22 protein-coding genes are annotated in these 22393 nt (G+C 69.8%); 10 read left to right on the top strand and 12 right to left on the bottom strand.

Annotated elements, in window-relative coordinates; all coding sequences use genetic code 11:
* Window positions 1-14 precede the first annotated feature (14 nt).
* The 3 genes from xylA to ACK4SC_RS09645 all read left to right on the top strand — a co-directional run bounded on the left by xylA (window position 15) and on the right by ACK4SC_RS09645 (window position 3701).
* A complete protein-coding gene (gene xylA, locus ACK4SC_RS09655) occupies window positions 15-1205 on the top strand; it encodes a xylose isomerase (protein ID WP_409617621.1) in 1191 nt (396 codons plus the stop codon).
* A 98-nt stretch (window positions 1206-1303) separates the two neighbouring features.
* Window positions 1304-2854: a xylulokinase gene (locus ACK4SC_RS09650; RefSeq protein WP_409617445.1), complete on the top strand. Its 1551-nt coding sequence runs from the start codon at window positions 1304-1306 to the stop codon at window positions 2852-2854.
* A 52-nt stretch (window positions 2855-2906) separates the two neighbouring features.
* The gene (locus tag ACK4SC_RS09645) at window positions 2907-3701 is read left to right on the top strand and encodes an alpha-E domain-containing protein (RefSeq protein ID WP_409617443.1); all 795 of its coding nucleotides are present in this window, start codon (window positions 2907-2909) and stop codon (window positions 3699-3701) included.
* On the opposite strand, the gene ACK4SC_RS09640 is transcribed toward ACK4SC_RS09645, so the two are convergent.
* Both ACK4SC_RS09640 and ACK4SC_RS09635 read right to left on the bottom strand, forming a co-directional pair.
* On the bottom strand, window positions 3698-5026 hold the full coding sequence (locus ACK4SC_RS09640; RefSeq protein ID WP_409617441.1) for an MFS transporter: 1329 nt from the start codon (window positions 5024-5026) through the stop codon (window positions 3698-3700). The genes ACK4SC_RS09645 and ACK4SC_RS09640 overlap by 4 nt on opposite strands.
* A 5-nt stretch (window positions 5027-5031) precedes the next feature.
* Window positions 5032-5457 (bottom strand): MarR family winged helix-turn-helix transcriptional regulator, encoded by a 426-nt coding sequence (locus ACK4SC_RS09635; protein ID WP_409617439.1) that lies wholly within the window; start codon window positions 5455-5457, stop codon window positions 5032-5034.
* A gap of 74 nt (window positions 5458-5531) precedes the next feature.
* Between ACK4SC_RS09635 and ACK4SC_RS09630 the strand changes: the two genes are divergently transcribed.
* Window positions 5532-6461, top strand: coding sequence for an alpha/beta fold hydrolase (locus ACK4SC_RS09630; protein ID WP_409617437.1), 930 nt, complete (start codon window positions 5532-5534; stop codon window positions 6459-6461).
* Here the strand turns inward: ACK4SC_RS09630 and ACK4SC_RS09625 are convergent.
* Window positions 6450-6794 carry a cupin gene (locus ACK4SC_RS09625; protein WP_409617435.1) on the bottom strand — a complete coding sequence of 115 codons (345 nt, stop codon included), beginning with the start codon at window positions 6792-6794 and terminating at the stop codon, window positions 6450-6452. The genes ACK4SC_RS09630 and ACK4SC_RS09625 overlap by 12 nt on opposite strands.
* Window positions 6795-6816: 22 nt before the next feature.
* On the opposite strand from ACK4SC_RS09625, the gene ACK4SC_RS09620 reads away from it, so the two are divergent.
* Genes ACK4SC_RS09620 through ACK4SC_RS09605 form a run of 4 tightly spaced genes read left to right on the top strand, consistent with a single transcriptional unit; the run spans window position 6817 to window position 10598 of the window.
* Window positions 6817-7653, top strand: coding sequence for a sulfurtransferase (locus ACK4SC_RS09620; RefSeq protein ID WP_409617433.1), 837 nt, complete (start codon window positions 6817-6819; stop codon window positions 7651-7653).
* A 28-nt stretch (window positions 7654-7681) separates the two neighbouring features.
* Window positions 7682-8731, top strand: a complete 1050-nt coding sequence (locus ACK4SC_RS09615) for a lipoyl protein ligase domain-containing protein (RefSeq protein WP_409617620.1) — start codon at window positions 7682-7684, stop codon at window positions 8729-8731.
* Window positions 8710-9768: a FecCD family ABC transporter permease gene (locus tag ACK4SC_RS09610; protein ID WP_409617618.1), complete on the top strand. Its 1059-nt coding sequence runs from the start codon at window positions 8710-8712 to the stop codon at window positions 9766-9768. Before ACK4SC_RS09615 ends, ACK4SC_RS09610 begins: the two co-directional genes overlap by 22 nt.
* A complete protein-coding gene (locus ACK4SC_RS09605) occupies window positions 9768-10598 on the top strand; it encodes a heme ABC transporter ATP-binding protein (protein WP_409617431.1) in 831 nt (276 codons plus the stop codon). The genes ACK4SC_RS09610 and ACK4SC_RS09605 overlap by 1 nt, the downstream gene beginning before the upstream one ends.
* Before the next feature lie 9 nt (window positions 10599-10607).
* Here the strand turns inward: ACK4SC_RS09605 and ACK4SC_RS09600 are convergent, their stop codons facing one another.
* The 7 genes from ACK4SC_RS09600 to ACK4SC_RS09570 form a co-directional block, all read right to left on the bottom strand.
* Window positions 10608-10892 (bottom strand): GNAT family N-acetyltransferase, encoded by a 285-nt coding sequence (locus ACK4SC_RS09600; RefSeq protein WP_409617429.1) that lies wholly within the window; start codon window positions 10890-10892, stop codon window positions 10608-10610.
* Between the two features lie 23 nt (window positions 10893-10915).
* Entirely contained in the window at window positions 10916-11467 is a 552-nt protein-coding gene (locus ACK4SC_RS09595; protein ID WP_409617427.1) for an HdeD family acid-resistance protein, read from the bottom strand.
* A 15-nt stretch (window positions 11468-11482) separates the two neighbouring features.
* On the bottom strand, window positions 11483-12505 hold the full coding sequence (locus ACK4SC_RS09590) for a LacI family DNA-binding transcriptional regulator (protein ID WP_409617425.1): 1023 nt from the start codon (window positions 12503-12505) through the stop codon (window positions 11483-11485).
* A gap of 30 nt (window positions 12506-12535) precedes the next feature.
* Window positions 12536-13987 carry a GH1 family beta-glucosidase gene (locus tag ACK4SC_RS09585; RefSeq protein ID WP_409617423.1) on the bottom strand — a complete coding sequence of 484 codons (1452 nt, stop codon included), beginning with the start codon at window positions 13985-13987 and terminating at the stop codon, window positions 12536-12538.
* Window positions 13984-14943: a carbohydrate ABC transporter permease gene (locus ACK4SC_RS09580; RefSeq protein ID WP_409617421.1), complete on the bottom strand. Its 960-nt coding sequence runs from the start codon at window positions 14941-14943 to the stop codon at window positions 13984-13986. The genes ACK4SC_RS09585 and ACK4SC_RS09580 overlap by 4 nt, the downstream gene beginning before the upstream one ends.
* On the bottom strand, window positions 14940-15965 hold the full coding sequence (locus tag ACK4SC_RS09575; RefSeq protein ID WP_409617419.1) for a carbohydrate ABC transporter permease: 1026 nt from the start codon (window positions 15963-15965) through the stop codon (window positions 14940-14942). Before ACK4SC_RS09575 ends, ACK4SC_RS09580 begins: the two co-directional genes overlap by 4 nt.
* A gap of 106 nt (window positions 15966-16071) precedes the next feature.
* Window positions 16072-17367 (bottom strand): ABC transporter substrate-binding protein, encoded by a 1296-nt coding sequence (locus ACK4SC_RS09570; protein WP_409617417.1) that lies wholly within the window; start codon window positions 17365-17367, stop codon window positions 16072-16074.
* Between the two features lie 224 nt (window positions 17368-17591).
* Here ACK4SC_RS09570 and ACK4SC_RS09565 point away from each other — a divergent pair, with 224 nt between their 5' ends.
* Window positions 17592-18395: a D-alanyl-D-alanine carboxypeptidase family protein gene (locus ACK4SC_RS09565; protein ID WP_409617415.1), complete on the top strand. Its 804-nt coding sequence runs from the start codon at window positions 17592-17594 to the stop codon at window positions 18393-18395.
* On the opposite strand, the gene ACK4SC_RS09560 is transcribed toward ACK4SC_RS09565, so the two are convergent.
* Window positions 18383-19600: a MalY/PatB family protein gene (locus ACK4SC_RS09560; protein WP_409617413.1), complete on the bottom strand. Its 1218-nt coding sequence runs from the start codon at window positions 19598-19600 to the stop codon at window positions 18383-18385. The genes ACK4SC_RS09565 and ACK4SC_RS09560 overlap by 13 nt on opposite strands.
* Window positions 19601-19602: 2 nt before the next feature.
* On the bottom strand, window positions 19603-21222 hold the full coding sequence (gene pgm, locus ACK4SC_RS09555) for a phosphoglucomutase (alpha-D-glucose-1,6-bisphosphate-dependent) (RefSeq protein ID WP_409617411.1): 1620 nt from the start codon (window positions 21220-21222) through the stop codon (window positions 19603-19605).
* A gap of 139 nt (window positions 21223-21361) precedes the next feature.
* Here pgm and pheA point away from each other — a divergent pair, with 139 nt between their 5' ends.
* Window positions 21362-22315: a prephenate dehydratase gene (gene pheA, locus ACK4SC_RS09550; protein ID WP_409617409.1), complete on the top strand. Its 954-nt coding sequence runs from the start codon at window positions 21362-21364 to the stop codon at window positions 22313-22315.
* The last annotated feature ends 78 nt before the right edge of the window (window positions 22316-22393 follow it).

Raw genomic sequence — 22393 nt, 5'->3', positions numbered from 1 at the left:
AGGACAACGCCACCATGGCCCCGACGCCCACCCCCGCAGACAAGTTCACCTTCGGCCTCTGGACCGTCGGCTACAACGGAGCCGACCCCTTCGGTGGTCCCACTCGTGCCGCGCTCGACGTCGTGCACGTCGTCGAGAAGCTCGCCGAGCTTGGCGCGTACGGCCTCACGCTGCACGACGACGACCTGTTCGCCTTCGGCTCGTCCGACGCCGACCGGCGGAAGCAGATCGACCGCCTGATCGACGCGAAAGCGGCCACGGGTATCCAGGTGCCGATGATCACCACGAACCTGTTCAGCGCGCCCGTCTTCAAAGACGGCGGATTCACCTCCAACGACCGCGCCGTGCGGCGCTTCGCGCTGCGCAAGGTGCTGCGCAACCTCGACCTGGCCGCCGAGCTGGGCGCGCACACCTTCGTCATGTGGGGTGGTCGCGAGGGTGCCGAATACGACGCCGCGAAGAACGTCGGCGCCGCCATCGAGCGCTACCGCGAAGCCGTCAACATCCTGACCCAGTACGTCACCGACAAGGGCTACGGCATTCGCTTCGCCATCGAGCCGAAGCCGAACGAGCCGCGCGGAGACATCCTGCTGCCGACCGTTGGCCACGCGATGGCGTTCATCGAAACGCTCGAGCACCCCGAGCTCGTCGGCCTCAACCCCGAGGTCGGGCACGAGCAGATGGCCGGCCTCAACTTCACGGCCGGCATCGCGCAGGCGCTCGAGGCGGGCAAGCTGTTCCACATCGACCTGAACGGCCAGCGCGGCATCAAGTACGACCAAGACCTCGTGTTCGGCCACGGCGACCTGCACAACGCGTTCTCGCTCGTTGATCTGCTCGAAAACGGCGGGCCCAACGGCGGCTCGGCCTACGACGGCCCCCGCCACTTCGACTACAAGCCGTCGCGCACCGAAGACGAGACTGGCGTGTGGGAGTCGGCCAAGGCCAACATGCGCACGTACCTCCTCCTGAAGGAGCGCGCCGCCGCCTTCCGCGCCGACCCCGAGGTGCAGGAGGCGCTCGCCGCCGCCCGCGTCGCCGAGCTGTCGCAGCCGACCCTCGGCGAGGGTGAGTCGATCGACGCTCTGCTCGCCGACACCTCGGCGTACGAAGAGTTCGACCCGAGTGCCTACTTCAATGGCAAGGGCTTCGGCTTCGTGCGCCTGCAGCAGCTCGCCACCGAGCACCTCATGGGTGCCCGCTAGAACCGAGCCTCACGACCCCGACGGGCCGGGTGCGCGCAGTACCGTTCAGCCGCGCACGCCCGGCCCGCCGGACCACCCCCCGCCCATCGGAGGAGCGCATGACCCTCGTCGCCGGAGTCGACTCGTCGACCCAGAGCTGCAAAGTACTGATCGTCGACGCCGACACGGGGCGCCTCGTGCGGGAGGGCCGCGCCGCGCACCCCGACGGCACCTCGGTGCCGCCTGAGGCGTGGTGGCGGGCGCTCGCCGAGGCAATCGACGCCGCCGGCGGGCTCGCCGACGTCGACGCGATCGCCATCGGCGGCCAGCAGCACGGCATGGTTGCGCTGGATGCTGAGGGTCGCGTCATCCGCGACGCCCTGCTCTGGAACGACACGCGATCCGCGGCGGCCGCGGCCGAGTTGATCGCCGAGGTCGGCGCGGAGGAGTACGCGCGCCGCACCGGCGTCGTGCCGGTCGCCTCGTTCACAGCGACGAAGTTGCGCTGGCTGCGCGATGCCGAGCCCGACAATGCTGCCCGCGTCGCCGCGGTTGCGCTGCCGCATGACTGGCTCACGTGGCGCCTGCGCGGTTACGGGCCGGAGGGCGAGAGCCCGCTCGGCCCCGTGCTCGACGAGTTCGTCACCGACCGCTCCGATGCGAGCGGCACCGCCTACTTCTCGGGCGCGACCGGCGAGTACGACTTCGAGCTGTTCGAGCGGGCGCTCGGGCGTCCCGCCCGCGTCGCGCAGCCGGGTCGCGCCGCCGTGCTGCCCGCCGACGGGGCACTGCCTGCAGACGGTGCGCCTCCCGTCGAAGACGCGACGTCGACCGAGGCGTACCACTTCTCAGGAATTGTGCTGCCGCGCGTGCTGGCTCCCGCAGAATCCGTGCCCGTCGACGCCAGTTTTCCTGAGAACTGGGCGCCTCGCCCCGGCACCCGCGTCGCAGCCGGCGCCGGCGACAACGCCGCCGCGGCCCTCGGTTTGGATGCCCGTGAGGGCGACGTCGTCGTCTCGATCGGTACCAGCGGCACCGTCTTCGCGGTCAGTCCCGAGCCGGTCGCCGACCCGAGCGGTGCGGTTGCGGGCTTCGCCGATGCCTCCGGGGCGTTCCTCCCCCTCGTCGCAACGCTCAACGCGGCCCGCGTGCTGGAGGCCGTCGCCCGCCTCCTCGGCGTCGACCACGACGAGCTCGCCGAGCTGGCCCTCGCGGCTGAGCCGGGCGCGGGCGGTGTCGTGTTGCAGCCCTACTTCGAGGGCGAGCGCACTCCCAACCTGCCCGACGCGACCGCGAGCCTCTTCGGCCTGACGCTCGCGAGCACCACCCGCGAGAACCTCGCCCGTGCCGCCGTCGAGGGCATGCTGTGTGGGCTGGCCGACGGCCTCGACGCGGTGACGCGCCTCGGGGTGCCGGCCGCGAGCATCCGCCTGGTGGGGGGCGCCGCGCGCAGCCGCGCGGTGGGCGCCGTCGCCGCCCAGGTGTTCGGCCTGCCCGTCGTGATCCCCGAGCCGGGCGAGTACGTGGCCCGCGGCGCCGCCGTGCAGGCCGCCTGGGCGCTCACCGGCGCGCGCCCCGCGTGGCCGATCGACACGTGGGCCGAGCTGCCCGCCGACCCGCAGCCGGTGATCCGCGAGCAGTACGCGGCGCGCGCTGTCACCGGGCGGTAACACCGCCGCAACACGACCCCTCTACCCTCGCCCGTGTACGGGAGGGGGTCAGATGCCGACTCGGGTCGCCGAGAGCGTGTACACCGTCGGCGCTCTCGTGGAACGCGCCGATGCCTGCGCGCTCATCGTGGACGCCGACCGCGCCCGCGCAGACGACAGCGACGCCACGGCGCTCGCCGCCGCCGTCGTGGACCGCGCGCGACCCGACTCGATCGCCTCGGCTTTCGCGGGTGCCCGCGAGCACGCGCGGCGGGCCCGGGGGATGCTCGGAGCTGACGTTCGCGAGGCGCTCGACGCAACGCGCGCCCGCATGCCGCGCAAAGTGGCCTCCGCCCGCCTGCACGAGTTCTTGTCGTGGACGCGTGAGCGGGCGTCGCTCATCACCGGGATCGTGGAGGCGTCGGCGCCCCGAGACGACGCCTACTACCTGTTCACACTCGGCCGCGCGAGCACGCGGGCGCTCATGACGGTGCGCACACTCGCGGAGCGCGTGCCGTCGGTGGCTGACGCGGCTGACGCGGCGTCGCTGCTGAGGGCCTGCGGCGCTCTCGAGACGTTCCGCGCGCGGGGCTCGGGTGATCCCAGCCTTGCCGATATCGAAAGCCTGTTGTTACACGATGAGGGGGTGCCGCACGGGCTGCCGTACACGCTCGCCACGATGGATCGAGCTCTGAACGCACTCCGCCTCGTGCAGCGCCCGTCGGGGGCTGTGCCGCGTCGACTTCCGCCGCAATTGACGCTCGGCGGGTTGCCGGAGATTCGCGATGCGGTCGCGCACCGCGTGGAGTCCGCCGCAGTCGACGTTCGCGATGCCGACGAGACGTTGCTGAAGAGCGTGCGCCGCTAGATGCGCCGCGACCCGGCCTCGACGATCGCGATCTCGCGCGTCGCGGTCTCGCGGTCGAGGCCGTCGCCGTCGTAGCGCACGTGCCACTTCGGCCGGTACCAGCGCTGCCGCCCACCCGACCGGCGGATGCGCAGATTGCGTGTGGCGCGCATCCAGATGACGGTGACGGTCGCCGCCGCGATGCCGGCGAGCGCGCCGACGGCGATCGCCCAGCGCGGGCCGAGCTCGTTGGCGATGAGGCCGAGCAGCGGCCCGCCGAGCGGGGTGCCGCCCATGAAGATCATGAGGTAGAGCGACATGACGCGTCCGCGGATCGCGGGCCGGGTCGTGGTCTGCACGTACGCGTTCGCCGAGGTGATCATCGTGAGGGCGAAGAAGCCGATGGGGGCGAGGGCGAGTAGGAACAGTGGGAAGGTCGGCATGAGGGCGGCGACCACCATGGTCGCCGAGAACCCGAGCGCCGAGCCGACGATGACGCGCAAACGGGGACGGTCGCGGCGCGCCGAGCCGAGCGCTCCGATGACCGAGCCGACGGCGACGATCGACGACATGAGGCCGAACTCGCCGGCCCCGCGGCCGAACTCGACGCTCGCCATCGTCGCGGTGAAGATGGCGAAGTTGAAGCCGAAGGTGCCCATCAAGAAGACCATCGCGAAGATGGCCATGAGGTCGCCGCGGCGGCGGACGTAGGCGAGGCCGGCGCGGAACTGACCGCGGGACTTCGCCTCCTTTGTCATGGGATGCAGTTCGCTCTCGCGCAGCAGATACAGGGCGAGAAGCATTGCGAGGAAGGTGACGGCGTTGATGACGATGACCCAACCGGCGCCGATGACGACCGTCAGCAGGCCCGCGACGGCGGGGCCGATGAGGCGCGCGGTGTTGAACGAGGCCGAGTTCAGTGCGACGGCGTTCGGCAGGTCTTTCGTGCCGACCAGTTCGCCGACGAACGTCTGCCGGGCGGGCGCGTCGATCGCGGTCGTGATGCCGAGCCCGAGAGCGAAGAGGTAGACCATCCACAGTTCGGCGACGCCCGCGACGATGATCGCGCCGAGCCCGAGGGCGAGCAGGGCGAGCGTGATCTGGGTGGCGGCCAGGAGGCGACGCCCCGGAATGCGGTCGGCGAGGATCCCCGCGTACGGCCCGATCAGCAGGGCCGGCCCGAACTGCAGCGCCATCGTGATGCCGACCGCGACCGCGTCGTTGTCGGTGAGCTCGGTCAGCACGTACCAGTCTTGGGCGGTGCGCTGCATCCAGGCGCCGATGTTCGAGATCAGCGCGCCCGCGAACCAGATGCGGTAGTTCACGCCCGCGAGCGAGCGGAACATCGCGTTCAACTGTCGGCCAGCTTCCGCAGCACCGGTCGGGCGGCCTCCAGGGCGGCGCGCTCGTCGTCGCTCAACTCGTCGAGCCGGTCGTGGAACCATTGGGTGCGCAGGCGCCGCGTCTCGGCGACAACCTGCTCACCCTCGTCGGTGAGCGCCACCCACACGCACCGTGCGTCCTCGTCGCTCGGCGTGCGGGCGACGAGCCCGGCGGACTCGAGCGCGTTGATGGTGCGGTTCATGGCCGGAGCGCTCACCCGCTCGCGGTCGGCGAGCTGCCCGGGCGTCGAGCGCCCTTCGCTCGTCAAGAGCCAGAGCACGCCGAGCTGGCTGTCGGTGATGCCTTCGCCTCCGCGCTCGTTGCGGATGCGCCGCGCGAGTTTCTGAATGAGTACGCGCAGTTCTTCGTCGGGGTCGGTTGCGGAGGTCGTCATGGCAACTCATTACCCTAGGTCATTAACCTGGGTAACGAATGGATGCGCGTACGCTGGCCCCAAGGAGGCCATCGATGGTGAAATTCATCGCCGAGCGCGATCACCGCACGTTCGTCGACGACCACGGCGTGACCGTGCACTTCTACGTCTGGTCGCCCGGGAAGCCCCGCGGCGTCGTCCAGATTGCACACGGTGTCGGCGAGCACGCGCTGCGCTATGAAGCGCTCGCGCAAGACCTGGTGAACCGGGGCTACGCCGTCTACGCCGACGATCACCGCGGCCACGGGGCCACCGGCGTCGAGCAGTGGTCGGGCGACCTGACGAAGATCGGCAAGCTGGGCGTGGGCGGGCTGCGCGCGACGCAGCAAAACCTGCGAGACCTGGCCACGATCATCCGTCGAGAGCGTGCCGGAATGCCGCTCGCGCTCGTCGCCCACTCGTGGGGCTCGCTCATGGCGCAGAACCTGCTGAACGCGGGCCGCCAGCCGTGGGACGCCGTCGTGCTCACGGGCACCGCCCACCGCACGCCGTGGGGCATGAACTCGGGCGAGTTGAACGCTCGCCACGCGCACCTCGGCGACACCGGGGCCGAGTGGCTGAGCCGCGACCCCGAGGTCGCCGCCGCGTTCGTCGCCGACGAGCTCACGACCGACGCGAAGGTGCTGAAGCTGTTCGGCCTGTTCGACGCGCTGCGGCTGTATGGCCGCCCGAAGAAGCTCGACCGCGACGTGCCGCTGCTCATCATGGTGGGCGACGACGACCCGCTCGGCGGCGAAGAGAGCGCGGCGAAGCTCGCCAACGACTACGTCGGTCGCGGGGGTCTCAGCGACGTGCAGCTGATCGTCTACCCGGGTGCGCGCCACGAGATCTTCAACGAGACGAACCAGCAGGAGGTGCGGGACGACCTCATGGCCTGGCTCGACGAGCGCCTGCTCGGCGAGACAACGCCGAGCGTCGCGGGAGGGTCTGACGCGGCTGACGCGACGGCGACCTCAGGCGACTGAGTCGCGCACGACCTGTATCAACAGCAGCGTGCTCGGGCCGAGCGCGACTACTCGGTGCCGAGCGTGCGGGAGCTCCAGGATTTCGTCAGCGAGAACATCAACTTCGTCGCCGCTCGCAAACACGGTGACAGCACCGCTCAGCACCTGGAGAACGGCGTCTCCCGGATTGTCGTGTTCCGCAAGCTCTGATCCCGCGGTGAGACCGATTCCCGCGATTCGCAGTCGATCGTTCGGCGATGTCAGCCATTGAACCGCGACACCCCGCGGTGACTCTGCGGCGGCGGCGTTGAGCGCGGCGGTGAGTCCAGCGAGCTGAGTGATGACGGCGTCCATGGCCGCACCCTAGCCTGAGTGCATGTTGCCGCCGATCGTTTCTCCCGCCTGGTTCGCCGAGCACCGCGACGAGGTCGTGGTCGCCGACGTGCGCTGGTACCTCGACGGGCGGTCGGGGCGCGAGGCGCACGAGGCCGGCCACATCCCCGGCGCCGTGTTTGTCGACCTCGACGCGTGGCTCGCCTCCCCCGCGACGGCGGCCGACGGCCGGCACCCGCTGCCCGACCCGGCGGTCTTCGCGATGGGGCTCGGAGCGCTCGGCATCGGCGACGGTGACGCGGTGGTTGCGTACGACGACGCCGGCGGCGTCATCGCCGCACGCCTGGTCTGGATGCTCCGGGCCGTCGGTCACGATGCCGCCCTTCTCGACGGCGGCCTGGATGCGTGGGTCGCCACGAATGGGGAGGCTGCGCTCGAGACCGGCCCGGTGGAGGCACGGCCGCGGTCGCTGTCGACCCGCGCATGGCCCGCCGAGCGGCTGGCCGACCTCGACGAGGTGAGCCGAGCATCCGCCGATGAGGGGCCTCTGCTGGTCGACGCCCGCGCGCCCGAGCGGTACCGCGGCGACGAGGAGCCCGTCGACGCCCGCGCCGGCCACATTCCCGGTGCGGTGAACCTGCCCACGCGCGACCACGTCGGCCCCGACGGCCTGCACCTCGCGCCGGAGGTGCTGCGCGAGCGCTTCGCGGCGGCCGGCGCGACCGGGCGCGAAGTCATCGCCTACTGCGGCTCGGGCGTCACCGCCTGCCACACGCTGATCGCGCTCGAGTACGCGGGCCTTCCCGCCGGGCGCTTGTACCCCGGCTCGTGGTCGCAGTACGCGGCCGCTCCCGGCCTTCCCGTAGCCACCGCTCAGTAGGCTTGCCCGCATGAGCGGTGAGAGCCCCCTGCACGGCGAATACAAGGTTCCCGGCGGAAAGCTGGTCGTCGTCGACCTGACGGTCGAGAACGACGCGATCGCGAGCATCCGGATCGCGGGTGATTTCTTCGTCGAACCCGACGAGACCGTTCACGAGATGGAACGCGCCGTCACCGGGATGCGCGCCGACAGCGACGCCGTCGCCCTCACGCGGGAGCTCGCCGCCGCGGTGCCGACCGGGGCGCAGCTGCTCGGGTTCAGCCCCGAGGCCGTGGCGACGACGATCCGACGCGCCGTGAACAGCGCCACTACCTTCGCCGACCACGACTGGCAGCTCGTGCGCGGGCCGGCGCTGCAGCCCGTGCAGCAGATGGCGACCGACCAGGTGCTCACCGAGGAGGTGGGGGCCGGGCGGCGCGGGCCGACCCTGCGCATCTGGGAGTGGGCGAGCCCGGCCGTCGTCATCGGATCGTTCCAGAGCGTGAAGAACGAGGTCGACCTCGACAACGCTGCCGCCTACGGCTTCGAGGTCGTGCGCCGCGTCTCGGGCGGCGGCGCCATGTTCATCGAGCCGCAGTCGGCGATCACCTACTCGCTCTACGCTCCCGTCGACCTCGTGAAGGGAATGAGCTTCGCGGAGTCGTACGCCTTTCTTGACAGCTGGGTGCTGACCGCCCTGCACGACCTCGGCATCGACGCGAGTTACGTGCCGCTCAACGACATCGCGAGCCCCGCCGGCAAGATCGGCGGCGCCGCCCAGAAGCGGCTCGGCGCCGGAGCCGTGCTGCACCACACGACCATGGCCTACGACATGGACGGCGACCGCATGACCCAGGTGCTGCGCATCGGGCGCGAAAAGCTGAGCGACAAGGGCATCGCGAGCGCCAACAAGCGCGTCGACCCTCTGAAGTCGCAGACCGGCATGACCCGCGACGCGATCATCGACTCGCTCGTCGACACCTTCGACCGGCTGTACGGGCTGACCGAGGGCGCCATCACCGCGGAGGAAAGCGCCCGCGTCGAGCAGCTCGTGGCCGAGAAGTTCGGCACGCACGACTGGGTGCACCGGGTTCCGTGAGGTCGCGCCTGCGCGCGACCGCGCTCGTCCTGCTGCTCGCCGGCCTCCTGGTCGGGGGCATCATCGCGAGCGCCGTCACCGGGCAGCTAGCCGTCGCCCCGACCGAGGTGCTCGGCTCCCTGCTGCGCGCCATCGGCATCGACACCGCCTGGGCGCCCACCGACCCGATCGTCGAGTCCACCCTGTGGGTCGTGCGCTTCCCGCGCATCGTCATGGGCCTCATGGTGGGGGCTGCGCTCGCCGTCGCGGGCGCCGTCATGCAGGCCATCTTCGGCAACCCGCTCGCCGAGCCGGGCGTTGTCGGGGTGTCTTCGGGGGCCGCACTCGGCGCATCCATTGCCATCACGATCGGCGCCAGCGTGCTCGGTGGCCCGGGCGTCGCAGTCTTCGCCTTCCTCGGCGGGCTGGTTGCCACGCTGCTCGTCTACGCGGTCGCGCGGGCAGGGGGGCGCACCGAGGTCGTCACCCTGCTGTTGACCGGTATCGCGATCAACGCCTTCGCCCAGGCTGGCATCGCCTTCGTGCTGTTCATCGCCGACTCGGCCAGCCGCGAGCAGATCGTGTTCTGGCAGCTCGGCTCGATCGCCGGGTCGATGTGGAACCAGGTACTGATCGTCGCCGTCGTCGCGCTGTTCGGTACGCTCGCCGCGCTCTTCCTCGCCCGCCGACTCGACCTACTCGCGCTCGGCGAGCGCAACGCCCGACAGCTGGGGGTGAACGTCGAGCGACTGCGCATCATCGCGATCGTGCTCGTCGCCCTGCTCACCGGCGCCGCCGTCGCCTTCACCGGCATCATCGCCTTCGTGGGGCTCGTCGTGCCGCACATCATCCGCATGATCATCGGGCCCGCTCACCGAGGTCTGATTCTCGCCAGCGCGGTCGGCGGCGGTGCCCTGCTCGTCATCGCTGACCTCATGACGCGAACCCTGATCGCCGGGGCAGAGCTGCCGATCGGCATGCTCACCTCGCTGGTCGGCGGGCCGTTCTTCTTCTACTTGCTCTACCGGCAGCGCAGGCGCAGCGGGGGGTGGGCGTGATGAGCGACTTGCCCGGAACGCCCGTCACCGGGTCGATTCCTGCCCACCCGGCCGAGAGTCGCGTCGTGCTCGAGGCGCGCGGCGTCGGGGTGACGCGTGACGGCCGGCAGATCTTGCGCGACGTCAACCTCGAGGTGCGCACCGGCGAAGTGCTGGCGCTCGTCGGCCCCAACGGCGCCGGCAAGTCGACCCTGCTCGGGGCACTCAGCGGCGAACTCGACTACGACCACGGCACCGTGGTGCTCGACGGCAAGCGTCTCGGCGACTACCGCACACTCGAGCTGGCGCGGCGTCGTGCTGTGCTGAACCAGGCGAACGAGGTCAGCTTCCCTTTCCTCGTGAGCGAGATCGTGGCCATGGGGCGCAACCCCTGGGTGCGCACCCCGCAGTTCGATGACGACGAGCAGGCCATCGCTGAGGCGATCCGCACCGCCGACGTCGCTCACCTGGTCGAGCGCCGCTTCACGGCGCTGTCGGGGGGCGAACGCGCACGGGTGTCTCTCGCGCGCGTGCTCGCCCAACGCACCGAGATCGTGTTCCTCGATGAGCCGACCGCCGCACTCGACTTGCGCCACCAGGAAGACGTGATGCGCGCATCCCTGGCTCTCGCCCGCGCGGGGCGCGCCGTCGTCGTGGTGCTGCACGACCTGTCGCTCGCGGCCGCCTACGCCGACCGCATCGGCATGCTCACCGGCGGAACCCTTGCCGCAATCGGCACCCCGAACGAGGTGCTGACCGCCGAGCGCGTCGGCCGCGCCTACGGCCTGGGTGTGCGGGTGTACCACCCCACGCCGGGTTCGCGGCCGGTCATCCTCCCGCTGCGCGACTAGCCGCGCTTCCTACCGCCGGGTCACCTCGTCGTATTCGGGATGCCGGCGCATCCACATACGTACGAATCCGCACACCGGCTGCACCGGTTCGGCGCGTGAGTCGCGCACCTCGTCGAGGATCGCCTGCACGACCTCGCCGCCCACGCCCTTGTTGCGCATGAGCGGGGGCACTTCGGCGTGCAACAAGCGCAGGGTGCCGCCGGCGACGTCGTAGTCGATCCAGCCCTGCAATTCGTCGCCGCGGTGCACGGAGTAGCGGGAGGCATCGGGCTCGTGGGTCACGGTGAGGCTCATGCCGGGCACCCTACCCGGCTGAGCTAGGCGGCTGACTTCGGCGGCAGCGAGAACAGCGTCGCCACGCCGATGGCGATGAGGATCCATCCACCGATGAGCACGAACGTGGCGATGGCCAGGCCCGGCAGGGTGAAGATCACGATGCCACCGATCACGGAGACGACGCCCGTGACGACGGCGAGCCAGCGGGGCAGCGCCGTACGTCCGGTGAACCCGGCGACGACCGAGGCGATGCCATCGACGATCCATCCGATACCGATGACGAGGGCGAGCACGACGAGCGACTCGGCGGGGTTCGCGAGCGCGATGACACCCGCGACCAGGACGAGAACGCCCAAGATGCCGATGAACCAGCGGGCACCCGTGCCAAGCGCGGTCGAGGTGATCGCCAGTACAAGGCGGAACACGCCCGCGACGATGAGGTACGCGCCGAACAGCAGTGCCACGGTGAGCAGGGTGACGCCCGGCCAGAACAGGGCGATGACACCCATGACGATGGCGGTGATCGCGGAGGCGAGCACGAATCCACGCTCGAGAACGACGGGAGACGGTGTGGGGGTGGAGATAGCGCTCATGGCGCCATCATCCTCCTAGGCCGACGCGCGCACAACGATATCGGTCGGCATAATGATGCGCCGCGCGGGCTCGTCTCCCCGCAGAATGTGCAGCAGGGTGCGGGCGAGCAGGCGACCCTGTTCCTCTGACGGCTGCCGAACGGTCGTCAACTCGACCTCGCTGGTCAGGGCGGCTGGGCTGTCATCAAAGCCCATCACGCGCACGTCGGCAGGAATCCGCAGCCCACGCTCGCGCAGCGCCGTGACGGCGCCCACGGCCATCAGGTCGCTCGCGACAAACAGCCCGTCGAAGCGCTCGCCGCGGTCGAGGAGTGCCCGGGCGGCCCGGGCCCCACCGGTCATGGTGAAGTCGCCGTCCTCGACGAGCGAGGCGTCGAGCCCGGCAGCGGCCATCGCCTGCTGGAATCCGGCCAGACGGTCGATGCCGGCGGGCATGTCGAGTGGGCCGGTGATCGAGGCGATCCGCGTGCATCCCGCATCAATGAGATAGCGCGTGCCGTCTGCGGCGGCCGCCACGTTGTCGATGTCGACGAAGACGCTGTCGGCGGCGTTGGGGTCGATGGGGCGACCACCGAACACGACCGGCAGGTGGCGCCCGAGGGTCGACAGGAAATCGTCACCCACGTGGTGCGAGACGACGAGGGCTCCGTCGACGTTGCCGCCGGTCAGGTATGCGAGTGTCTTCTGGGCCGCCTCAGAGCGCGCAAGGTGCAGGTTCAGCACGTAGTCCGACGCGTCGAGCTCGTCGGTGATGCCCTTCACGATCGCCGCGAAGTACGGGTCACCGAACAGGCGCGACGTGTCTTCGGGCACGACGAGCGCGATCACCATCGAGCGCCGGTTGGCGAGCGACCGGGCCGCCCGGTTCGGGGTGTACCCGAGCCGGGCGATCGCGGCCTGCACGCTTTCGATGACCTCGGGGCTCACCTTGGGCGAGCCGTTCACGACGCGCGACACCGTCGCCCGCGAGACGCCGGCCTCGGCCGCCACCATCTCGAGGGTCGGCGCAACGCGCGGTGTCGTGGGGGCGGAGGTCATGAGCGCAGTTTACGGTGCGGGATGCGCGGCTCAGCCGAGCGCGATCGCGCGGTCCGCGATCACTCGCTGATACCGGCGACCGCTCGTCTTCACGGTGCGCACCTGTGTGTCGTAGTCGACCCGGACGAGCCCGAAGCGCTTGTCGTAGCCCCACGCCCACTCGTAGTTGTCCATGAGCGACCAGTAGAAGTAACCGTGCACGGGCGCACCGGCGTCGATAGCGTCGAGCACCGCGGTGAGGTGCTGCTCGAGGAACGCCGCGCGCTCGGGGTCGTCGACGCTGCCGTCGGGTGAGACCACGTCGGTGTAGGCCGCGCCGTTCTCGGTGACGTAGAGGTCGATGCCCGCATCGCGCGTGTACTCCTCGTGCACGCGCACGAGCAGACGCGTGAGTCCTTCCGGCTGTACCTCCCAGCCCATGGCCGTCGTCGGCAGCTGGCGCGAGTGCCAGTAGACGCCGTCGGCGACGGGGAAGGGGGAGAGCTTCGGCCGCTCCGACGGTGCCGCTGTCGACAGCCCCGCGCTCGGATCGGGCCGATCGCTGAGCGCACCGCCGTGGTAGTAGTTGATGCCCAGCGCGTCGATGGGCGCACTGATGGCCCGAAGATCGCCGTCCTGCACCGGCAGCGACAGCCCGGCCACGGCGAGGTCGTCGAGCAGGTCGCTCGGATAGGAGCCCCGCACGATCGGGTCGATGAACAGGCGGTTGTGCTGCGCGTCGATGCGGCGGGCTGCGTCGACGTCTCCCGGGTGGCTCGGGTCGACCGGATCAGGCACGGTCATGTTGAGCGTCACCCCGAGCTTCAGCAACGCATCCCGCTCGCGCAGGGCCTGAATGGTCAGACCATGGCCAAGCAACAGGTGGTGGGCGGCATCGAGCGCCGCCTGCGGGTCCTGCCGGCCGGGGGCGTGCTCGCCCGACAGGTAGCCGAGGAATGCCGAGCACCACGGTTCGTTGAGCGTCGTCCAGTGCTCGATGCGGTCGCCGAGCACGTCATGCACCGCGAGCGCATAGTCGACGAAGCGCAGCGCGGTGTCGCGCGCCGGCCAGCCGCCCCGCTCTTCGAGCGCCTGCGGCAGGTCCCAGTGGTACAGCGTCAGCCACGGGGTGATGCCGGCGCCGAGCAGCTCGTCGACGAGGCGCGAGTAGAAGTCGAGGCCCGCCGCGTTCGTCGACTGTCCATCGGGCTGCACCCGCGCCCACGACGTCGAGAAGCGGTAGGTGTCGACGCCGAGTTCCTTCATGAGCGCGACGTCCTCGCGGTAGCGGTCGTAGTGCTCGCAGGCGCGCGACCCGTCGTCGCCGCCGACGACGGCCCCGGGGATGCGCGCGAACGCATCCCAGATCGCGTCGCGTCGACCGTCGCGGTCGCTGGCTCCCTCAATCTGGTAGGCGGCGGTGGCGACCCCGAACCGGAAGCCGGCCGGGAATGCGCGCATGGTTGAGGTCGCGCCGTGTGGCGCGGGGGTGATGAGGGTCATCCCTTGACAGCTCCCTGCATGATGCCGCTGACCAGGTGGCGGCCGGCGACGGCGAACAGAATCAGTAGCGGAGTCGTGGACAGCAGCACGCCGGCCATGACGATCGAGTAGTCGACGAACCAGTTGCTCTGCAGCAGTGACAGGGCCACGGGCAGCGTCGGGTCTTGACGGTCGAGCACGATGAACGGCCAGAAGAAGTTCGTCCACGTGGCGATGAAGATGAACAGGCCGAGCATGGCGGCGGCGGGTCGGGCTGCGGGAAGCGCCACCGACCAGAAGGTGCGGATCATGCTGGCGCCGTCAACGCGGGCGGCCTCGATGAGCTCGTAGGGCAGCGCCTGTGACAGGTACTGCGTCATCCAGAACACTCCGAACGCACTGACGATGGCGGGCAGGATGACGGCACCGAGCGTGCCGGCGAGGCGCAGCTCGCTCATCGCGATGAACAGCGGCACGACGCCGAGCTGCGTCGGCACGGCCATCGTGGCGATGACGAAGATCAGCAGGCCGTTCTTGCCGCGAAAGCGCAGCTTGGCGAACGCGAAGCCGGCGAGCGTCGAAAACCAGACCACGCTCGCGGCGACGACGGTCGACACGATGATCGAGTTGCGGATCGCGCGCCAGAAGTTGACGCTCGGGTCGTTCAGCACCGCGGCGGCGTTCGACAGGAAGTTGCCGCCCGGCCACCACACGATCTCGCGGCGGGTGATCGTCGACGCGTCGCCCGAGCCGATGAGGAACGACCAGTAGAGCGGGAACATCGAGGCCAGCAGCACCACGATCAGGAACGTGTAGCTGAACCAGCCCGGGCGCTGCCCCGTGACCTGGGCACGCCGGCGGCGACGGTTCGCCTCTTTCAGGCGCGCGTTCCATGGCGAGCCGGGGCGAGCATCCTGGGTGATCGTGTCTGCCGCCGCCTCGGGGGCGGGGGCGACGGGAAGGACAGGCGCGCTCATGCGGGGGCCCCCGAACGGGATGCTCGCTTCACCGCGCGCTTCTGGGCGGCGGTGATGCTCGACGAGCTGGCGATGGTGCGGGTGATCGCCAGGTTGATGAGACCGACGATCACGATGATGAGGAAGAGCAGCCAGGCGACCGCGGCGGCACGGCCGAAGTTCAGCTGGCCCCAGCCGAGGTTGTAGAGGTAGAGCGTGATGGTCATCCACTGGCTGTTGGCGCCGCCCTGGCCGAACTGGTCGTAGAGGCGCGGCTCGTCGAAGATCTGCAGACCACCGATGGTCGAGGTGACGACGACGAAGATCAGGGTCGGGCGCAGCTGCGGAATCGTGATCGAGAAGAAGCGGCGCACAGGGCCCGCCCCGTCGATGGCGGCGGCCTCGTAGTAGTCGCGCGGAATCGCCTGCATCGCCGCGAGCAGGATCAGCGCGGTGTAGCCGGTCCAGCGGAAGTTCACCATGGTCGCGATCGCGATGTGGCTCGCCAGCACGTCGCTGTGCCAGCCGATGGGGTCGATGCCGACGTTGCCGAGCAGCGTGTTGATGAGGCCGTACTGGTCGCCGAACATGTTGCTGAAGATCAGCGTCACGGCGACGGGGGCGACGACGAAGGGCAGCAGCACACCCATGCGCCAGAACGTCTTGGCGCGCAGGTTCTGGTCGAGCACGGCGGCGACCACGAGGGCGAAGGCCACCTGCGGCACGGCCGAGATGACGAAGATCGAGAAGGTGTTGCGCAGGGCGATCCAGAACGGTGTCTGGTTCAGCACGAAGGCGAAGTTGTCGAAGCCGACGAAGTCGCCCTGACCGCCGATGAGGTTCCATTCGTGGACGCTCACCCACGCGGTGTAGACGAGGGGGAAGAGGCCCGTGATGGCGAACAGGATGAAGAACGGCGAGATGTAGAGGTACGGCGAGACCTTGACGTCCCAGCGCGAGAGCTTTTGCGAGAACGCGACGCGACGAATCTGGCGTTCGGCCTGCTTCGTCTCGCGGCGCTCATCGCGAACGGCGGTGGTCATGAGGGCTCCAGGGTGGATGCGGCGGGTAACGAAGGGGGTGGGGTGCTGCGCGCGGCACACGTTCGCGCGCAGCACCCCGGTATGAGCGGATGCTCGGGGCGGCTCGCTAGAGCGAGTTCACCTCGTCGACCCACTGCTGCCACGACTGCTCGACCGTGTGCGTCTGGTCGACGTCGACACGGGTGAGAGCGCGCTGCATGGCGTCATTGATGGGGAAGTACTTCACGCTCTTGAACGGCGCGACCGTGATCGCCTGCGAGCGGTCGATCAGGATCTGGCCGACGGGAGCGTCGTTGAAGTACTCGTTGGTGGCGCCGGTGAGCAGCTCGTCGCTGTACGCGTCGACCTGGCTCGGGAAGGTGCCGGCGTTGGCGAAGGCCGTGAGCTGCTGCTCGGGCGCGGTCAGCCACGCGGCGAGCTTCTTCGCTTCCTCGATGTTGGCGCCCTGGGCGGGAACGGTCAGGTACGAGCCGCCCCAGTTGCCGCCGCCACCGGGGAAGACGTTCGCCACGTCCCAGCCGTCAACGTCGGGGGCGTTGCCCGAGATCACACCGAGCATCCAGCCGGGGCAGAGCATGGTGGCGAAAGCGCCGTTGGCGAGCCCTGCGAACCAGTCGTCGCTCCACTGGCCGAGCTTGGCCGAGAGGGTCGAGCTGGCCTCCAGCACCGAGGTGTAGATGGCCTCAACCTCAGCGTTCTCGGTGGCGATGACGGTGCCGTCGGCCTGCTCGTACGCGAACTCGACCTGGTTGATCCAGCCCTGGTAGGTGGCGCCGGCCGAGTCGAACCAGGCGTCGCCGGTCGCGTCGACGTACTGCTGGCCGACCTCGAAGTAGCGGTCCCAGTCGCCCTCAAGCAGGGCGGCAACCTCGTCGCGGTCGGTGGGTAGGCCCGCCGCCTCGAAGAGGTCGGCGCGGTAGCAGACGGCCTCGGGGCCGATGTCGGTGCCGTAGGCCACCAGGCGGCCCTCGGCGTCGGTGGCGGCGGCGGTCTTCCAGTCGACCCAGCGGCCCTCGACGGCCGGGTCGCTCAGGTCAGCGAGGCGGTCGCTGTACTGCATCATCTCGGCGAACCAGTCGACCTCGACGGCCTCGACGTCGGCAAGGCCCGAGCCTGCGCCGAGCTTCGTGAAGAAGTTGTCGCGGGCCTCGTTCGAGGTGGCGGCACGGTTGTGCACGATCGTGATGCCGGGGTTGTCTGCCTCGTACTGGCGGAACATCTCGTCCGCGTAGCCGAAGTCGTTGAACGTGGCGACGGTCAGCGTGATCGGGTTGTCGGGCGAGGCGGGCTCACCGGTCGACGTGTTGCTGCCGGTGCCGGAGGCGCAACCTGCGGCGAGTAGGGCAAATGCGGCGGCGCCAGCAACGGCGGTCGTCGCGGTGGTGCGGCGTGAAAGCTTCACGGTCACTCCTTTGTGCGTGGGATGTGGTGGTGCTCCGGGGTGGAGCGCGAGCGGGGCTCGGGGTGAGAGCGCTCTCATTCGCGAGGCGTGAGAGCGCTCTCACACTTGCCGCGACCGTACGCCTCTCGGAGTGGCACTGTCAAGCAACATTCCACAGAAAATGTGAAACCCCTGGTCAGAGCGGTGTTTCTCGACGGCGATCCGGCATCGCTTAGGCTCGGTCCGTGGGCACTCCGGCGTATCAACGCACCGCGCGCGCTGCTGCGCTGGTCGCGGTAGTGGCCGTTTTCGTCGCCGGGTGTGCAGGCGGCGTGGATCGCGCCGAAGATCGCGATGGGAGCATCCCCTCGGCCGCGCCGTCGCCGTCGAGCGCGCCCACCGCGAGCCCCAGTAGCGACCCGGGGGACGACACCGAATTCGACCGCGCTGCGCGGTCCATCGACGACCCCGCAAGCATCTGGGTGGTGGTGAACAAGTTGCGGCCACTCAACCCCATCGACTACTCGCCCGCCGACCTCGTGACGGCCGACGTCGCGGCCACCAACCCCGCGACCGTGCGCGCCGAGGTGGCAGAGGCACTCGTTGCCCTGTTCGCAGCGGCGCAGAGTGAGGCGGGCATCGAGCTGCAGTCACTCAGCGCCTACCGCAGTCTCGCGACTCAGCGCACCATCTACGACAGCGGAGTGGCCGCGAACGGAGTCGAGTTCACCGACCGATTCAGCGCCCGGCCCGGCCACAGTGAGCACCAGACCGGGCTCGCCGTCGACCTGGGCGTGCCGAGCGGGCAGTGCGCCTTCGATGCCTGCTTCGGCGAGTTGCCGGCGGGAATCTGGCTCGCCGAGAACGCCCACCGCTTCGGTTTCCTGCTGCGCTACCCCGAGGGTGCGCAGCCGATCGTCGGCTTCGACTACGAGCCCTGGCACTTCCGGTACATCGGTGTCGAGCTCGCGACAGAGATGCAGGCCCAGGGCGTCGCGACGCTCGAAGAGTTTTTCGACCTGCCGGCGGCTCCCGACTACGTCGACTGAGCGAGCGCGTCGGCCATGCGGTCGACAATGTCGAGTGCGATCGGACGCGGCGTCGCGAGGATGACCCGTACCCCACCGGCACCCGCCTCGCCGCACGCGCGACCGTCGGTCAGGGCGACGGCGGCCTCGCGGCGGAACCACTGCCCAAGATCGGTCTCGCGCGGGTCGATTCCGCCGGGGAACACCACGTCGCGAAGGTCGATCCACCCGATATAGCTGCCCTCCGGCGCGACGAATCGAGCGTTCGGGATGCTCGTTGCGAGTCGGTCTGCGACCGCCGCAACCGTGCCGCGCAGGTAGTCGACGAACGCGTCCAGCCACGGGCCGCCCTCGCGGTAGGCCGCAATGTTGGCGACAGCTCCCAGGGTGCTCGTGCCGTGGCCGAACAGCGGACCCTGGTCAGCAACGACGCGGTGGTCATCGTCGTTCGAGACGATCAGCTGTGCGCACTTGAGACCGGGCAGCGTGAATGCCTTCGAAGCGGAGGTGGCGGTCAGCGCCTGCTGGGCGGCGGCCTCGCTCACGGTGGCGTACGGCACGTGGGGCGCGTCACCCAGCAGCAGGGGAGCGTGCACTTCGTCGGCGAACACGCGCGCGCCGTCGTGGCGCGCGACCACCTCGGCCAGGGCTGCGAGCTCGTCGCGCTCGACGACCCTGCCCCCAGGGTTGTGCGGGTTGCACAGCACGACAAGGCGGGCGCCGGCGGTCAGCGCCGCGTCGATCGCCGCGAGGTCGAGCGACCAGCGGCCACGCGCATCCACGAGGTTCGGCACTTCGATGACGGTGCGTCCGTGTCGAGGTGGAACCGTGAGAAACGGCATATATGCCGGAGTCGGCACGATGACCGCAGAGCCCTCCGGCGTGAAGAGATCGATGGCGACCTCGAGGCCGTGAATCACGTCGGGCAGGTGGTGGACGCGCGCGGGCGGCACCTCCCACCCGAACCGTTCGCGCATCCACGCCGCTGTTGCCTCGCGCAGCTCGGCGGCGAGGGGCCGCGGCAGGTAGCCGAACTGCGCCTGATCGACGGCCACGTGCAGCGCCTCGGTCACGGCCGGTGCCGTGCCCAGATCGCTCTCGGCCACCCAGGCGCCCAGCGCGCCCGGGTTTGCCGACCACTTCATGCCCCCACGTGCATGAAGCTCGTCGGCGGTGACCGCATCCCAGGCGGCGTGGAGGGCCGCCGTGTCGATCGGGATGGCCACGGCTAGCCAGCGAGGGCGGCGTCGACGATAGCCTTCGCCGCGGCCTGCACCTCGCGCAGGTGCGACTCGCCACGGAACGACTCTGCGTAGATCTTGTAGACGTTCTCGGTACCGCTCGGGCGGGCGGCGAACCACGCGTTCTCGGTCGTGACCTTCACTCCGCCAATCGCGGCGCCGTTGCCGGGCGCCTCGCTCAGACGCGCGGTGATCGCCTCACCGGCGAGGGTGTCGGCCGTGATGGCATCGCCCGACAGCTTCGACAGCGCCGCCTTCTGCTCGGGCGTCGCCGCCGCATCGATGCGCTCGTACGCCGGTGAGCCGAAGCGCTCGGTCTGCGCGCGATACAGCTCGGAGGGACTGCTGCCGGTCACCGACGCGATCTCGCTCGCGAGGAGGGCGAGGAGGATTCCGTCCTTGTCGGTCGTCCACACCGTGCCGTCGTGGCGCACGAAACTCGCGCCCGCGCTCTCCTCGCCGCCGAAGGCCACCGAGCCGTCGATCAGGCCGGGGACGAACCACTTGAAGCCGACCGGCACCTCCCACAGCCGTCGGCCGAGGCTTTCGACGACGCGGTCGATCATGGTCGACGACACGAGGGTCTTGCCGATCGCGGCGTCCGGTCGCCACTGCGGGCGGTGCGTGGCGAGGTATTCGATCGCGACGGCCAGATAGTGGTTGGGATTCATCAGCCCGCCATCCGGAGTCACGATGCCGTGCCGGTCGGCGTCGGCGTCGTTGCCCGTCAGGAGGGCGAAGTCATCGCGGTGGGCGAGCACGCTCGCCATCGCGCTCTGGCTTGACGGATCCATGCGGATCTTCTCGTCCCAGTCGAGCGTCATGAACGCCCAGGTCGGATCGACGGCCGGATTCACGACGGTCAGGTCGATGCCGTACGTGTCGGCGATCGCCGCCCAGTAGTCCACCGACGCGCCGCCGAGCGGGTCAGCACCGATGCGCAGCCCGGCGTCGCGCACGGCGCCCAGGTTCACGATGTGGCGCAGGTCGTCGACGTAGTGCTTGCGGTAGTCGTAGCTCTGCGTATCGACGACCGTCGAGCGCTTAACCTCGGCGTTTCCGCCGCGGATGATCGCGTTGGCGCGGTCGGCGATCCAGCCCGTTGCGTCGGAGTCGGCCGGGCCGCCGTGCGGCGGGTTGTACTTGAAGCCGCCATCCCGAGGGGGATTGTGGCTCGGCGTGATGACGATTCCATCCGCCTGCGCGCTGCCGGTGTCGCGGTTGTGACGGATGATCGCGTGGCTGAGAGCGGGCGTCGGAACGTAGTCGGCGCGCGCATCGACGAGCGCGGTCACGCCGTTGCCCGCGAGCACCTCGAGTGCCGTGCGCTGCGCCGGGGCCGACAGGGCATGGGTGTCGGCACCGACGAAGACCGGGCCGCTCGTGCCTGCCTGGGCGCGGTACTCCACGATCGCCTGCGTGATCGCGGCGATGTGGGTGTCGGTGAAGGCGCCGTCGAGGCTCGACCCGCGGTGGCCGCTCGTGCCGAACGCGACCCGCTGCGCGGGGTCGTCCATGTCGGGGGAGCGGTCGGCGTACGCGGCGACGAGCGCCTCGACGTCGATCAGATCGTGCGGCTGGGCGGGGGTTCCGGCGCGAGACGTCATGCGCCCATCCAACCACCGGGGGCATCACGTTTCTCAGGAGTGTGGGCGAATTCACCCCGAAAGCAACGGGCAGGAGGCGCACCATCGCCCGTCTACTCCTGAGAAACGTCACGCATCCCGCCCGCAATAGACTCGCCCTATGAGCGACACCGCGCCCGAGACGCCGACGTACTCGTACCTCGGGCCGGTCGGCACGTTCACCTGGGAGGCGCTGCGCCAGGTGCCCGAGGCGGCCGGCGCGACGTGGCGCAGCGTGTCCAACGTCGGCGAAGCGCTCGACGACGTCGTGGGCGGCCGCAGCGTTGGCGCCATGATCGCGATCGAGAACTCCGTCGAGGGCGGGGTGAGCGCCACGCAAGACGCGCTTGCGACCGTGCCGGGGCTGCGCATCGTCGGTGAGTACCTGGTGCCGGTCAACTTCGTGCTCGTCGCGCGACCGGGTACAACGCTCGCCGATGTGCGCACCGTCTCCGCGCATCCCGTGGCGTACGCGCAGTGTCGCCGGTTCTTGGAGGCGCAGCTGCCGAGCCACGGACACATCCCCTCCGCCTCGAACGTCGCCGCCGCCGCCGGGCTGCTCGAATCGACCCTCGCCGACGCGGCGATCGCGCCGCCGAACATTACCGAGCACCACGAGCTGACGGTGCTCGCCGAGAGCATCGGCGACAACCCCAATGCCGTAACCCGCTTCGTGCTGGTGAGCCGCACGCTCGGACTTCCCGAACGCACAGGCGCTGACAAGACCAGCATCATCGCGGAGCTGCCCGATGATGCGCCCGGTCGTTTGCTCGAGATGCTCGAGCAGTTCGCCACCCGCGGCGTCAACATGAGCCTGATTGAGTCGCGTCCGATCGGTGACGCTCTGGGGCGCTATCGCTTCGTCATCGATCTCGATGGCCACATTCACGACGAGCGGGTGGCCGATGCGTTGCTTGGCCTGCGTCGTTTCAGTCCCAACGTGATCTTCCTCGGCTCCTACCCGCGCGCCGACAAGCGGCCGGTTGAGTTTGTGCCGCAGTACTCGGACGACGTCTTCACGGATGCTCGCGACTGGCTTCGCGGCATCCTGTCGGGCGAGCCGCCGCTCGCCTAGGTGTACTCGGTCAGCAGGTTGGTGACACGTAGTTGAGGAGAAGGCCTTCATTCTGAGTGGTGTCTAACGCCATCGAAG

It is taken from the genome of Microcella sp., from assembly GCF_046293215.1.
GTDB lineage: Bacteria > Actinomycetota > Actinomycetes > Actinomycetales > Microbacteriaceae > Microcella.
The sequence above is the reverse complement of the archived record's forward strand: the minus strand, read 5'-3'. Positions and strand labels throughout refer to the sequence as shown.